This window comes from Bacteroides cutis, assembly GCF_900241005.1.
Lineage (GTDB): Bacteria > Bacteroidota > Bacteroidia > Bacteroidales > Bacteroidaceae > Bacteroides > Bacteroides cutis.
This window is the reverse complement of sequence record NZ_OEST01000002.1, coordinates 91,029-105,978: the sequence shown is the minus strand read 5'-3', so window position 1 is coordinate 105,978 and position 14,950 is coordinate 91,029. Positions and strand designations below refer to the sequence as shown.

General features: G+C 43.5%; 14 protein-coding genes. 8 read left to right on the top strand and 6 right to left on the bottom strand.

The features are described from left to right. Positions 1–15 precede the first annotated feature (15 nt). The 6 genes from gcvP (at position 16) to C1A09_RS04345 (ending at position 8,242) form a co-directional block, all read left to right on the top strand. Positions 16–2,862 carry an aminomethyl-transferring glycine dehydrogenase gene (gene gcvP, locus C1A09_RS04370; protein WP_101542531.1) on the top strand — a complete coding sequence of 949 codons (2,847 nt, stop codon included), beginning with the start codon at positions 16–18 and terminating at the stop codon, positions 2,860–2,862. Between the two features lie 85 nt (positions 2,863–2,947). Next, positions 2,948–3,607, top strand: coding sequence for a PAQR family membrane homeostasis protein TrhA (gene trhA, locus C1A09_RS04365; protein ID WP_101542530.1), 660 nt, complete (start codon positions 2,948–2,950; stop codon positions 3,605–3,607). A gap of 107 nt (positions 3,608–3,714) precedes the next feature. After that, positions 3,715–4,545, top strand: a complete 831-nt coding sequence (locus C1A09_RS04360; RefSeq protein WP_101542966.1) for an ABC transporter ATP-binding protein — start codon at positions 3,715–3,717, stop codon at positions 4,543–4,545. Further along, positions 4,542–5,309 (top strand): hypothetical protein, encoded by a 768-nt coding sequence (locus tag C1A09_RS04355; protein WP_101542529.1) that lies wholly within the window; start codon positions 4,542–4,544, stop codon positions 5,307–5,309. Before C1A09_RS04360 ends, C1A09_RS04355 begins: the two co-directional genes overlap by 4 nt. 3 nt (positions 5,310–5,312) lie before the next feature. After that, positions 5,313–5,693 (top strand): GntR family transcriptional regulator, encoded by a 381-nt coding sequence (locus C1A09_RS04350; RefSeq protein ID WP_101542528.1) that lies wholly within the window; start codon positions 5,313–5,315, stop codon positions 5,691–5,693. A gap of 218 nt (positions 5,694–5,911) precedes the next feature. Continuing rightward, the gene (locus C1A09_RS04345) at positions 5,912–8,242 is read left to right on the top strand and encodes a TonB-dependent receptor (protein WP_101542965.1); all 2,331 of its coding nucleotides are present in this window, start codon (positions 5,912–5,914) and stop codon (positions 8,240–8,242) included. Between the two features lie 160 nt (positions 8,243–8,402). Here the strand turns inward: C1A09_RS04345 and C1A09_RS04340 are convergent, their stop codons facing one another. From C1A09_RS04340 to C1A09_RS04330, 3 genes are all read right to left on the bottom strand, one after another. Beyond that, entirely contained in the window at positions 8,403–8,966 is a 564-nt protein-coding gene (locus C1A09_RS04340; protein ID WP_101542527.1) for a nitroreductase family protein, read from the bottom strand. Positions 8,967–8,971: 5 nt separating this feature from the next. Beyond that, complete coding sequence (locus C1A09_RS04335) at positions 8,972–10,096, bottom strand: HpaII family restriction endonuclease (RefSeq protein WP_101542526.1); 1,125 nt, start codon at positions 10,094–10,096, stop codon at positions 8,972–8,974. Positions 10,097–10,165: 69 nt separating this feature from the next. After that, a complete protein-coding gene (locus tag C1A09_RS04330; protein ID WP_101542525.1) occupies positions 10,166–10,765 on the bottom strand; it encodes an IMPACT family protein in 600 nt (199 codons plus the stop codon). A 260-nt stretch (positions 10,766–11,025) separates the two neighbouring features. Here C1A09_RS04330 and C1A09_RS04325 point away from each other — a divergent pair, with 260 nt between their 5' ends. Continuing rightward, positions 11,026–11,655 (top strand): hypothetical protein, encoded by a 630-nt coding sequence (locus tag C1A09_RS04325; RefSeq protein ID WP_101542524.1) that lies wholly within the window; start codon positions 11,026–11,028, stop codon positions 11,653–11,655. 18 nt (positions 11,656–11,673) lie between these two features. Then, positions 11,674–12,879 (top strand): glycerate kinase family protein, encoded by a 1,206-nt coding sequence (locus C1A09_RS04320; protein ID WP_101542523.1) that lies wholly within the window; start codon positions 11,674–11,676, stop codon positions 12,877–12,879. On the opposite strand, the gene C1A09_RS04315 is transcribed toward C1A09_RS04320, so the two are convergent. The 3 genes from C1A09_RS04315 to bamJ form a co-directional block, all read right to left on the bottom strand. After that, the gene (locus tag C1A09_RS04315; RefSeq protein ID WP_101542522.1) at positions 12,854–14,182 is read right to left on the bottom strand and encodes an MATE family efflux transporter; all 1,329 of its coding nucleotides are present in this window, start codon (positions 14,180–14,182) and stop codon (positions 12,854–12,856) included. The two genes, C1A09_RS04320 and C1A09_RS04315, sit on opposite strands and share 26 nt — an antisense overlap. A 107-nt stretch (positions 14,183–14,289) precedes the next feature. Further along, positions 14,290–14,481 (bottom strand): hypothetical protein, encoded by a 192-nt coding sequence (locus C1A09_RS04310; protein WP_101542521.1) that lies wholly within the window; start codon positions 14,479–14,481, stop codon positions 14,290–14,292. Positions 14,482–14,539: 58 nt separating this feature from the next. Further along, the gene (gene bamJ / locus C1A09_RS04305) at positions 14,540–14,941 is read right to left on the bottom strand and encodes a BamJ family beta-barrel-assembly machinery protein (RefSeq protein ID WP_101542520.1); all 402 of its coding nucleotides are present in this window, start codon (positions 14,939–14,941) and stop codon (positions 14,540–14,542) included. Between the last annotated feature and the right edge of the window lie 9 nt (positions 14,942–14,950).

Sequence of the window (14,950 nt, the reverse complement as noted above, 5' to 3'; positions counted from 1 at the left end):
TAATCAAATATCACCATGAAAAATGACCTATTGGCATGCCGCCATATCGGCATTAATGAACAAGATGAAAAACAGATGCTCCGCAAAATCGGAGTGAAAAGTCTGGATGAGCTGATAGATAAAACTATTCCCGCCAACATCCGTCTGAAAGAGCCGTTAGCCCTGCCCGAAGCAATGACGGAATATGAGTTTGCAAAACATATTGCCGGACTGGCTGCCAAAAACAAAATTTACACTACTTATATCGGTATGGGATGGTACAATACCATTACGCCTGCCGTTATCCAACGGAATGTATTTGAAAATCCTGTTTGGTACACTTCTTATACGCCCTATCAAACCGAAGTATCACAAGGACGGCTCGAAGCTCTATTGAATTTCCAGACTGCCATATGCGACCTTACCGGTATGCCCCTTGCCAATTGTTCTTTACTGGATGAAGCTACCGCCGCTGCCGAAGCTGTGACAATGATGTACGGCCTACGTCCCCGCGATATGCAGAAATCGGGAGCCAACGTAGTCTTTGTGGATGAAAATATCTTTCCACAAACTCTGGCGGTAATGACTACCCGTGCCATCCCGCAAGGTATCGAACTACGTACAGGTAAGTACTATGAAATGGAAATGACCCCGGATACTTTTGCCTGCATACTGCAATATCCCAACAGCAACGGAAGTGTGGAGGATTATCGTGCTTTTGTTGAAAAGGCACACGCAGCCGGTTGCAAGGTAGCTGTAGCCGCTGATATATTGAGCCTCGCCTTACTCACTCCTCCAGGAGAATGGGGTGCCGATATTGTATTCGGAAGTAGCCAACGACTGGGTACGCCGATGTTCTACGGTGGCCCGTCTGCCGCTTACTTTGCCACACGCGACGAATATAAACGTAATATGCCGGGACGTATCATCGGATGGTCGAAAGATAAATATGGTAAGCTTTGTTACCGCATGGCATTGCAGACCCGCGAACAGCACATCAAACGCGAAAAGGCAACCTCCAATATCTGTACGGCTCAAGCATTACTGGCTACCATGGCAGGTTTCTATGCCGTATATCACGGTCCGGAAGGTATCCGCACCATTGCCGAACGCATCCACAGTATTGCCGTATATCTGGAAAAGGAAATCAATAAATTCGGATATAAGCAAGTCAACGAACAGTATTTTGATACGCTCCGTTTTGCATTGCCCGACACCGTATCGGCCCAGCAGATACGCACCATCGCATTGAGCAAGGAAGTGAACCTCCGTTATTTCAAGAACGGTGATGTAGGCATGAGTATCGACGAGACAACGGATGTAGTTGCCGCCAACGTACTCCTTTCCATCTTTGCCATCGCTGCCGGAAAAGATTATGCCAAGACCAACGAGGTACCGGAGAATTGCACCATCAGGAAATCATTGAAACGCCAAAGTACTTACCTGACACACGAGGTATTCAACAAGTATCACACGGAAACGGAAATGATGCGTTACATCAAGCGTCTGGACCGCAAAGATATTTCACTGGCCCATTCCATGATTTCTCTCGGTTCCTGTACCATGAAACTGAATGCCGCCGCTGAAATGTTGCCGCTCAGCCGTCCTGAATTTATGAACATGCATCCGCTTGTCCCCGAAGACCAGGCTGAAGGTTACCGTGAACTTATCCACAATCTCAGTGAAGAACTGAAGGTTATCACAGGCTTTGCAGGCGTCAGCCTGCAACCCAACTCCGGTGCGGCGGGTGAATATACCGGACTCCGCGTGATCCGCGCCTATCTGGAAAGTATCGGTCAAGGACACCGTAACAAGGTATTGATACCGGCTTCGGCACACGGCACTAATCCAGCTTCTGCCGTTCAGGCGGGATTTACTACCGTAACTTGCGCTTGTGATGAACAGGGTAATGTAGACATGAATGACCTGCGTGCCAAAGCAGAAGAAAACAAAGAAAATCTTGCAGCGTTGATGATTACTTACCCGTCTACGCATGGTATCTTTGAAACCGAAATCGTAGAAATCTGCAGGATTATCCATGCCTGCGGCGCACAAGTCTATATGGACGGAGCTAATATGAACGCTCAGGTAGGACTGACAAATCCCGGAACCATCGGTGCCGATGTTTGCCACCTGAATCTCCATAAGACATTTGCTTCGCCTCATGGCGGCGGCGGACCGGGTGTAGGACCTATCTGTGTAGCAGAACATCTGGTTCCGTTCCTTCCGGGACACAAAATATTCGGAAATTCCATTAATCAGGTATCGGCTGCTCCCTTCGGCAGTGCAGGTATCTTGCCCATTACCTACGGTTATATTCGTATGATGGGTACCGAAGGTTTGACACGTGCCACGAAGATTGCCATCCTGAATGCCAATTACCTGGCTGCCTCACTCAAAGATACCTACGGCATCGTTTATCGCGGAACCAATGGTTTTGTAGGGCACGAAATGATTTTGGAATGCCGCAAAGTGGCAGAAGAAACGGGTATCAACGAAAACGACATAGCCAAACGCTTGATGGATTACGGTTATCATGCTCCTACCCTCTCCTTCCCGGTACACGGTACTTTGATGATAGAACCGACGGAAAGCGAAAGTCTTGCCGAATTGGATAACTTCATCACCGTAATGCTGACCATCTGGAACGAGATACAGGAAGTGAAAAACGGGGAAGCCGATAAGGAAGATAATGTATTGGTAAATGCCCCGCATCCTGAGTATGAGGTAGTGGCTGACAACTGGGCACACTGTTATACCCGTGAAAAGGCAGCCTATCCGATAGAAAGTGTTCGCGAAAACAAATTCTGGGTGAATGTAGCACGCGTAGACAATACGCTGGGTGACCGGAAGTTGTTGCCGACATGTTACGGATGCTTCTAAGCTATTTCTTACCATAAATGACACAGTTCCGCGTACATTATCCTTTTAATGGCGTGAAACTGTGTCATTCAAAATCAGTAACCACATGAACAATAAACGGAGTGGGTTATTTTATTCAAAGTCGGAAGAACAAATCAATTCTATTTCACATGGAGCAGGTTTGGGAATGGGTGTCATCGTATGTACCCTGTTCCTCGTAAAATGTTATCAGAGTGGCGACTTATGGGGAGCTTTCGGAGTGTGGCTGTACCTGTTTGGTATGGGCGGGTCTTATCTTTCCTCCACGCTTTACCACTCCATGAAGCATCACAATCCATGGAAACGACGGTTGAGGCATTGGGATCATGCCGCCATTTATTGGCATATCGCGGGCAGCTTCTCTCCTGTCACACTCATTGCTCTGCGGAATGATGGAATTTGGGGATGGTCACTGTTCACCTTTGTCTGGCTATGTGCCATTGCAGGTACTGTCGTCAGTTTCCGGAAAATGAAGGAACATAGCCATCTGGAAACGATATGTTACATTCTCATGGGATTATCCGTACTGGTAGTTTTTAAACAATTGTATGCTATTTCTCCCGTTGCCTGTTGGTGGATTATTGCTGAAGGAGTGTGCTACATCACCGGGGCAGTACTCTATTCTATCCGCACACGATACATGCACTCCGTCTTCCACTTCTTTGTTTTGGGGGGATCGATATGCCATATGATTGCAATATGGGATATCTTGGAAAAGATGCTATGACATTATCAAACCGTTAAAATACTCTAATAAATCTCTGTATCCTTGCTTTTCTCCTAAGCATCCCTTACGTTTGCAGTGTTGTACACCAGTGCAACACTATGGAAATTATGATAGAAATAGAGAACGTAAGCTACGGTTATAAGTCCAATCATCCCATTTTCAATGATATATCTTTGAAAATAGGAAATGGAATTTATGGGCTTTTAGGAGAAAACGGTGTAGGAAAAACGACACTGATACATCTACTCTGCGGGTTACTTTTTCCCTGGAAAGGCGAATGTCGTATGAATGGGAACCTTACAGCCGAAAGACGTCCCGAATTGTTGAATCAATATTTCTTCTTACCGGAAGAAACGCAAATGCCCTCTGAAAGCATATCAGCGTTTGCTGAAAGGCACTCCGTATTCTATCCGAACTTCAATAAAGAGGAGTTCAAACAAAACCTGAAAGAATTACGAATTGATGAAAGGCAAAAACTGTCCGATGTATCTTACGGACAACAGAAAAAGGCAATGTTGGCATACGCACTTGCCCTACATACCCCTCTCACCATACTCGACGAACCGACCAACGGACTGGATATCACTTCCCGCCAAACCTTGAAACGCATCATCAGCCGGAGTATGGACGATGAAAGTACTTTGCTTATCTCCACACATCAGGCACATGATTTTGAAAACCTGTTCGATCATCTTATTATCTTGGGAGAAGGTAAAATTTTACTGGACAGTTCGTTGGACGAAATTAGCAACAATTTTCTCTTTGTACGGACCGATAGCATTCCGGAAGAAAGCCTATACAGTGAACAAGATTTATCAGGATACTTTTCTATCCTGCCTAATGAGAAAAAAGAGGAAAATACCCCGGATATCGAACTGTTATATAAAGCGGTGTTACAGCAATCAGTGTGTCTCACTTCCATAAAACGAACGAAATGAACGAAACATTTAATCTGAAACGTTTCCTGTTGCTGGAACGGTATAAGAGAGCCGAAACCGGTAAGCATCTACTTTGGAGTGGAACCATCGTATTGAGTATATGTATATTGTGCATTCTCTACGATATCAATCGTGGTGGAAGTTATTACGGCAAGTTCACATCTGCCGATAATCTGTGCCAGTACATATTATATTTCCTTTTTGCCGCCCCTTGTCTGCTGGAAACAAACTTGAGCAAACACACGGCAACTCTTGATATATTACTGCCGGCATCTACTTTTGAAAAGTTCATGCATATCTGGATAAAATACTTTTTGCTCTTTCCTATCTTCTGCGTACTTTCTTTACTCTGTTTGAAGATGATTTTCCTAATAAGTGGCAGTGATTTTCTGCAATTTTTCGCAAAACACATCTTCCCCTGCGAAATAAAAAAGGAACAAATACTGACTTTTTGTATCTTCCAATCTGTGTGTTTCATTGGATTTTTTGCTTTCAAACGGCAATTACTACTGAAAAGTTTCGCACTATTTGTCATTATCATCGCCGTAAGTATCGGGATTGTATTACTGGCAGCATCTCTTATGCCTGATACGAGTCCCGAAGGATACTGGCTGAACAATATCACTGCGTGGCCGAAGACTAACTACCCGTTATCCGCTACAACGCAAGCGATTGTGACCTTCTGCAACTATGCAGCTCCTATATGTGTAGTACTTGGCTCATGGATATCAAGTTATTTCCTGCTCAAAGAAAAACAATTGTAAACCATGGAGTTCAAGACCAATAAGCCAATATACCAACAGATTGTCGATTTCTGCTTCAGTAAGATACTCACACACGAGTGGCGAGCGGAAGAACGTATAGTCTCCGTCAGGGAACTTTCCACACTGCTTGCTGTCAATTCACGTACCGTACTGAAAGCTTACGAGTATCTGCAAGCCGAAGATATCATCTATCCGGAACGGGGAATGGGATTTTATCTCTCCAAAGATGCGATGAAGAAGGTGATGAAGATACAGAAGAAAGAGTTCTTTGATAATCAACTGGCCGATACATTCCGCAATATGGAATTACTCGGCATCGGTATAGAAGAAATAATAGAACGATATAACAAACTTAAAAAGACGGTTCATGAAGAGATACGCTAAGACTGCATTATGGATTACCTTCGGACTTCTTTTTGTACTTATTGTAGTCAAAGTTTTTGCACTGATGTACGATATTAATTCCTTCATGCAATCCTGACTTCCATCGTACTGACGAAGAGAAGATAAATAACTGGTTTATACACAATAAAATCTTTCCTATCAGGGAAGAGTGGACTTCATGTCTTTAAACTGAAAGAAATCTACCAATACCAATGGATATGAAAACAAAACTTTTTTTACTTCCGGCATTCTTCTTCGTACTCAGTACGCAGGCACAGAACTTTTCCATCAAAGGCCGCGTAACGGATGCCTCGCAAGAGACGATTATGGCAGCTAATGTATCTTTATGGACAACGGACTCTACTCTGGTGACCGGAGTAACGTCGGATGCACAAGGGAAATTTACTCTCAATAAAATCAAGCAGGGTAATTACCGTCTGGATATCTCTTTTATCGGTTACCGGAATGAAGTGATTCTGTTAAACCTGAATAAAAGTCTCGACCTGGGTGATGTGCAGTTGGAGGAAAATGCCGTAAATCTGGGTGAAGTCACCGTATCTGCCAGCAATACAGTGCAGCGGGTAGACCGCCAGATTATTCTGCCTACCGAAAACCAGTTGAAACGCTCATTCGGCGCATACGACTTACTGAATAATCTGGGTATCTCGCGCCTACAAGTAGACAAACTCAGCAACAGTATGAGTGTGAGTGGCGGCGGTGATGTACAAACCCGGATCAATGGTATCAAAGTAACAGAGAAAGAGTTGGCGGCTGTAAGAGCAAAAGATGTATTGCGGGTAGAGTTCATCGAAGATCCCGGCAAGCAATATGGGGACGAAGAACTGGGGGCTGTCGTCAATATTATCCTGTGCCGCCGCGAAACGGGCGGAGTCGTAAACTTCCAGCTCTCCGACTCTCCTCATGTGCTATGGGGTGAAAACTTCCTGGCGGTAAAGTTCAACTATAAGAATTCCGAATGGGGCATCGACTATTTCAACAAGAACGGAAAGCGCCATGACCGGCTGGTATCTCACGAAACGTTCTATCTGGGTGACCGCACTATCGACCGTTTGAAAGAAGGTATACAGGACAAATCGCCTGCTCTCAGCTTTACCAACAATCTGAACCTGACGTACAATTTGACAAAAACGGACAGGTATGTATTCAACACCATCTTCCGCAACAACCTTTACAATGCCCCCTACGAACAACAACTGAACAAAATGTGGGCGAAAGGTAGTACAGAATATATCTATTCGTATGTCCATAACCATACATCCAGCTATTCTCCGGCACTCGACCTGTATTTTCAGTATCTACTGCCCCGCCAACAAAGTATCCAGTTGAACGTTACGGGTACGCTGATCCATAGCAAGAATAATCGTAAGTATAAGGAATATAAAGATGAGAACGACCCGGTAGCGGATATCCTGACATTTGTAAATGGTGACAAACGTTCCATCATCGGTGAAGCCATCTACGAGAAACGTTTTACTAACCTGCAATTAAGTGGGGGTGTACGCCATTACCAGATGCGCACAGAGAATGAATATACCGGTTCCAACCCTACCACCTCCAAGATGAATCAGTCACAAAGTTCCGCCTTTTTTGAACTACAAGGTAAAGTGAGAAATTTCAGCTACGCAGGCAGTGTGGGTATGACGCGCGCATGGTTCAAGGAAGGGGATGAAGACCATACTTACTACACCTTCACTCCCACTCTGCGACTGAGCTATAATCTCAAGAAATGGGGGTTCCTGCGTTATCGTTTCAACATCAGTCCTGCTATCCCATCACTCGGTTCGCTGACGGATGTGGAACAAGCTATGGATACCATACAGATTGTACGGGGAAATCCATTATTGAAAACTTATCAACAATTTACCAATTCATTGTCATACAGCTATTCCAAGAAGAAATTCAATTTCAATCTGAGTGTACGCCATCAATATTATGACAATCCTATCATGGAAAGTGTATTCGTGGAAAACGGCAAGCTGATATTGATGGATGAAAACCAACGCTCATATCAAAACTTCAATGCAGAGTTGATGGTTGGTACGAATGGAGCGGACTTGTTCGGACTGAAAAATTTCCTCACGCTTTATGCAGCGATAGGATGTAACCGTACTTGGTCGGAAGGGGTGAACTATAACCATACATATAATGACTTCTATTATAACCTGATGATGGAGTTACAGTACAGAAGTTTCTCTTTAGGCGGACAGTTCCGGAAAGTTCAGAATTACCTGTTCGGAGAAACCATAAAGAAAAGCGAGAACCAAATGGCACTCACGGCGATGTATACCCGGCAAAATCTGCAAGTAGGATTTGGAGTGTTGTTTCCGTTTACCAACAATTATAAGGTGGGAAAAGAGCGGATCAGTACAGTAGCCCCCTTCCATTCGGAAACGTTTGTAAAAGAAACTGGGCAGATGTTTATACTCCGTATAGGATATACATTTGAATTCGGCCGTAAACACAAGGCAGGAAACAAGGGACTGAATAACAGTGATACGGATAGCGGTATCATCAATATGCAGAGATAAACGGAATTCTTATAGCTCCTCTCCGTGAGGAAAGGATGCCCAAGGGGAAAGATGGCAGAATTATACTTATTGCTTCATGTATAATTCATTAATTACCTATCTGCCATCTTCCCTGCGGGCTTTTTAAAAGGAACATCTCACATATATCAAATACCTTTAGTTATTTGATATATGTTATTGTCCCCTCCGCCAGTTTCTTTTCCTTCACAAGGGCATCGACAGGCGCATAACCCAATGCCGCACAGCCATAAACACGATGGTTTTCGGGAACTCCGAGCTCGGTCAGGTAAGCCCGCACATCAGGATCATCACATGTCTGTCCCAACTGATTTATCCAGCAAGAACCGATACCTAAAGATTTGGCAGCAAGAAAGATATTCTCTAAAGCACAGGCACAATCCATAGACGCCCACCACTGTGTAGGTTCATTGGAAACAATGACAAGCGTAGGCGCATGGTAATAGCAACAATACGTCCGGCTATGACCACGTTCTTGTAAACGAGGTTCATTACTTTTGGCAAAAGCACCTTTTATTTTCTCGTTCAGCTTTACCAACACTTCCTCATTCTGTATAGCGGTGAAGTGCCAGGTTTCAAGATGCATTCCGTTGGGTGCATATGCAGCCGCTTCAAGAATCAGGTTCAAATCTTCTGCAGAAACTTGTTGTTCTGTATAGACACGCACACTACGGCGTGACCTGATGTTTTCCAATACTTCATTCATAACTACTATCTTTTTATCAATCCAATCTTTACATTCAGTTTGAAATAATAGACTCCGTTCTCACGCTCCAAGAAACCATATTTGTCCTTATCCACCGAACTTTTCTCAAAACGGGAATTCTGATAGAGAAAATCAGCGAAAGTCTGTCTCTCCGATTTATGGTAACAAAGAACTTCGCCATTGCCGTCTGTCAGAAACATACCCCCAACTGCCGAATCCGTACCGTTGTAGATCTTGGCAGGGCGCATACCCAAAGCAAGGGCAAGCAGGAACTGCTTCATCTTGAACTCGTAAAAACCATGTTTGTTTATCAATTCGTCTTTTATCTTCAGGACGTTCATTTCTTTGATACGCTCGGTCAGTTCACTAACGCGGGTGATACCATCTAAATGCATAATACGTACCATTTCGGCCAACATCCGAGGGAAATGAAGGTCAATCATCAACAAATTGCAACGGAATACACGGTCGGCTACATCAGAATATTTCAACACACCACCCAGACGTTCAATCATCAGCATGCGTTCGGCAACTTCCGTAGGAGATTCCGGCAGAGCATTCACTTTATTGACTGTAGGTACAGCGAACTTGATGCCACTTTGTTCCAATTTCAGGTTGGCAGTACGCCCCCCATCCAGCAAAGGGTTCATAGGAGCCAGACGGCAACGAACGCTGAAACCGGTTAATGGAGCTTCGGGATGCCAGAAGGCCACGGAAAGATCCGTACGGTCGTCTGTATTTGCCTCCAAATCGTAGATATTGACAGCATCAAGAAAAGCTTCCAGACCTTCGGAGATTTCTATTTCTTCACCGGAAACAGTTTTCAACGTATGTAAAATCAATGCCGCCGCATCACCAAAATCTTCACGAGGAAAGTTTCTTCCCCCTTCGGCATTGGCGATAAATGTTTTATTCTTGTCGAGCGTACCGGTAACTATACGTACTTCATCCTGTTTGATATAATAACGGCGCGTACCGTCATGTTCTTCACGCTGTATCATCGCGACAGGCCAGCGCTTTGTATCGTTTTTCACAGCTTGCGGCATACCGAGCGATACCGCCCCGTCGGCAAGAAGGCGAAAGAAGGTGTAGAGTTCGCCCAACTCTCTTTTAGTTGCACTAAATGCCATATATTTCCTTTATTTAGTTTCAATTCTTCTCGACGCTATTATTCACTGTTCATATCAAGCGTTGGTATTTCACCTATCAAAGTGCAATGTCTCGACTTTCTCCAGTCGTGCCTGTAATTTCGGCATCATAGACTGGCGTATACGGAGTGTCATACGGCAATCCATATCGTAAGTTTGTTCAAGTATTTCCGGTTCTTCCTCTTTAACGATACGCATTACATCGTTCATAAAAGGATACTCGAAAAGAACTGTTACAGTTTCGTCTACTGTTTTCTCAACGATAGCGGCAGCGGCAATAGCTTCCGCAGCAGCAGCTTTATAAGCAACAATCAGACCACTTGTACCCAACTTTATTCCACCGAAATAGCGTACAACAATAATCAGTATATCCGTCAGTTCGTTGGAGTTGATTTGTCCCAAAATAGGTTTCCCCGCCGTACCCGATGGCTCCCCGTTGTCATTTGCCCGGAAATCTTTCCGCTCATGTCCCAGCATATAGGCATAACAGACATGGCGGGCATCGTAGTATTTCTTCTGATAAGTTTCCAGATGCGCCTTCACTTCCTCTACTGTACACACAGGTAGGGCGATAGCGATAAATTTGCTACGCTTCTCTGTATAAATCCCTTCAGAAGGGGCGATAATGGTTTTATACGTATCTTCACTCATGCTGCAAAGATACAGATTATTTAATTTCTCCTCATAAAAATGGACACGATGATTTTTTCCATAATTAATTTATGTATATTTGAAGCATTGAAAACAACTAACATTCAAAACGTATGAAACACATGATTGTTGTGATTTGCTTTCATTTGCGTATATTTGTAAGAAGAAAAGAGTAAACGAACTATCAGGTTGTAAGCAGGTATCAGGACTTCTTATTTACAACTTTAACCATAAAGTCCTTTCTACTAATATTTAGTACTATGAACAACAAACTCTTTACCTTTCTCGATCCTTTTTTAGGTTACATTGACAATGGACGTTTCTTCCGCGAACCCTTCCGTTGGCTTTACGTCATCTTTGCCGTATTGAATATACTGTTTCCCATAGCCCTGCTTATCAAGGTTATTGACATGGGGTTGTTCAAGTATATCGACGGGAAATCCATCGTTGCTTTTCTATTGATTTTCATCATTATTTGTGCAGGTGCATGGGGTAGTTTTCTGCTTTGGATGAACCGTAAGGAACGGTTGAAAGAGATCATCAAGAAGGATAACGAATTTATAGCTATTCCCGTAGTTTCACATCTCACACAGACACTGGGCGAATGGTTGGGTCTGTACATAGGGGTCATAGGTACACTGTGCTCATTGGTCATCACGGTTTTCGCAGCCAATGAAATCCGGTATATCCTTCCTATGTCCGGTACTATCTTCTTCCTGCTGCCTATATACGGCTTCCTCATTGTAGTATTTGCCCGTTTGCTTGCCGAACTGTACAGAGCCTTGGCGGCCATTGCCAACAATACCAAGAAAATTGCCGACAATACCAAAAAAGAAGTAAAACAGGAAGAAAAACTAATAGACATAGAAGGAACTGATCTCCAAGAATAAACTAAAGATTGAAAAAGAATGCATAAGGTTGTCATTGCCATTGATACCTTCAAAGGATGTTTATCCTCGATAGAAGCAGAAAAAGCGGCTACCGAGGGTATTCTTTCTGTATTTCCCGAATGTGACATTATCAGTCTGCCTGTAGCTGATGGCGGAGAGGGAATGCTGGATGTGCTGATTGCCGCTACTCAAGGAAAGAGTATAACCGCCTATGCTCACGATCCGTTAATGGAACGACGGGAAACCCGGTATGGTATTTCCGGCGATGGACAAACGGCTTTCATTGAAATGGCAAATATCAGCGGCTTGCCATTGGTAGCCGTAGAACAACGAAATCCGATGCTGACAACAAGTTACGGAACAGGAGAACTGATTTTTGACGCACTGGAAAGAGGATGCCGGAATTTTATTATCGGTCTTGGAGGGAGTGCCACCAATGATGCCGGTTCAGGTATGCTGCAAGCATTGGGCTTCCGGTTTCTGAATAAAGAGGGAAACGAATTAGGAAATATCACCAAAGATAATCCAACACATCCAACAGGAAAAGTGATAAATGGGATGTGCGGACAGTTAATATCAGAAGTGGTATCTATCGATTTTTCATCTATCCACCCGGCTCTCAAGGAAAGTCATTTCACGGCAGCATGTGATGTCAAAAATCCTTTCTACGGTCTCAATGGTGCCGCTTACATTTTCGCTCCACAAAAAGGGGCTGATGAGAAAATGGTGCAAGAATTGGATAAAGGATTGGAACATATTGCCAACATCATACGTAAAGAAACAGGGAGAGATATCTCTGTTTATCCCGGTGCAGGTGCAGCCGGTGGTATGGGTGGCGGCATGCTTGCGTTTCTCCGTGCCGAACTGAAACCCGGTATAGAGTTGTTGCTGAACGTTCTCAATTTTAAAGAGCAGATAAAAGGGGCGAACCTTATCATCACCGGAGAAGGAAAATCAGACCGGCAAACCCTCATGGGAAAAGTACCCTTCGGAATACTTCGGGAAGCTCAAAAACAACATATTCCAGTTATTTTATTGGCCGGAAGTGTGGAAGACTGTGGATTATTGAGCCATGCAGGATTTCAGGGAATATTCTCTATTACCCCCTCTCCCTTGTCTTTAGAACAGGCCATGGAACCTTCATTTGCACGAATGAATATAAAAAGGACTGTAGAACAGATTTGCCGTATCCTGGCAATTAACGACGCAATTTGTAGTAAATAATACCTATCAAATCCGCAAGAAGCCATCCTATAGGAATTGACCACCAAATACCAATTACTCCGATAGAGGGTATAGAGGCCAAAATATACGAGAGTACTACACGTGTACCTAAAGATAAGACTGTAAGTATCACAGACATTCCCGGTTTACGAATGGCACGATAATAGCCATATAACAGAAATAAAATGCCTATGCCGCAATAGAAGGCACCTTCGATGCGAAGATAATCTACACCGACAGAAAGTATCTCCGTCTCATTGGAACGGACAAATATCAACATAAGTGGTTCTGCAAAAACAAATACAAGAACAGAAACGACCAGTGAAAATACAACTGCCGTAATAAATGCGCTATAAACTCCCCTACGGATACGATCATAACGCTTCGCTCCGAAATTCTGGGCTATAAAAGTGGAAAAAGCATTACCGAATTCCTGGACAGGCATATAGGCGAAAGAGTCTATTTTTACAGCTGCGGCAAAGGCTGCCATCACTGCCGTACCAAAACTATTGACAAGCCCTTGTATCATCAGAATACCAAAATTCATCACCGATTGCTGAACGCATGTAAGTAGTGAAAAGGAAGTTATTTCTTTCAGGCAGGTACGATCAAAGTGTATATCGGCAGAATGCAGCCGCAATTCCGGACGTTGCATATAAGTATATGCCGCAATTCCTAAAGCTGATATGCCTTGCGCAATGATTGTAGCAATGGCCGCACCTTCTATACCCCAATCCAACTGTAGTATAAAAAATAAATCAAGCACGATATTCAAGACGACCGATATGGACAGAAACCAAAGGGGGGTCACAGAGTCTCCTACAGCACGTAGCAACGCTGCATAAAAATTATAGATAAAAGTAAACGCAATTCCCCAGAAGATAATCCAGAGATAACTGCGCATCATTCCATAAATATCTTGCGGTACTTGCAAAAGCCGGAGAATAGGATCGAGCCAGAAAAATACAGCGACGTTCAGTACAAGAGTTACCGTTCCAATCAACACAAACGAGACAAAGATACTACGGCGTAAAGCCGATTGATCGCCGGCACCATATTGCAAAGAGAAAACCGTGCCGCTTCCCATTGACAAACCCAGCAATACAGAAATCAAAAAGATCATCAGGGTATAGGCCGAACCAACAGCAGCCAGAGCATCGGCACCAATGCATTGCCCTACAATCAAAGTATCTGCAATGTTATAACATTGTTGTAAAAAGGCCCCTACCATCATGGGCAGAGTAAAACGTAATAATGTGCTTGTTATACCTCCTTGCGTAAGGTCGCCTTGCCGAAGTTTCAATGCTGCTTATTTTGAAGTTTTTCAATTCTTTTCGGCAAAGATACAAAACCCCTCAATAATATGTTATAATCTTCAATAAGAAATGTGGAATACAAAAAAGCAGAGGATTATCCTCTGCTCTCTAAACTATTTTTGTCAGGATTCAATATCTTAACGACCTGACGAACTTCTTTATTGTTCACTTTACTGTACAGACCGATCTGCTGTCCGGGTACTGTTCCTTTTTCATTGATCAATGTCTCTTCTGACCGGGAAGATACTCCTAGAGTATCATTCACTTCGCTCTTCTTTGTATTCATACCTACTAAGTTTTAGTAACAGGTATCTTAACAAAAGAATATGAAAGATTGTTCACGTTCAGGCAATACCCAATAACCGTATTTCAAAGATTAATGTTGAAAAGGCTGGAATAGGACCGCTTGCCCGTGTACCATAACCTACTTTATAAGAAATATAAACGATCCAATGATCTCCTACATGCATTTGTTGTAACGCTATCTGCCAGCCCTCAATCACTTCATTCAAGCGAAAAGCCTCCGGACAGTTCCGTTTCCATGAGTTATCAAATTCACGACCATTGATAAGCGTTCCTTTGTAATGTACTGAAACCACACTATTAAGACGAGGGCTTGTACTCCCCTGTCCCGTTTCCAATGTCCGATAAAGTACTCCTGCAGCCAGTTCTTTCACTTCCTCTTCGGTACGTAGACTTTCCAGATATTGTTCGTTCTTGAACTTATATTCTTCTTTCTTACCCATCTTATCTTC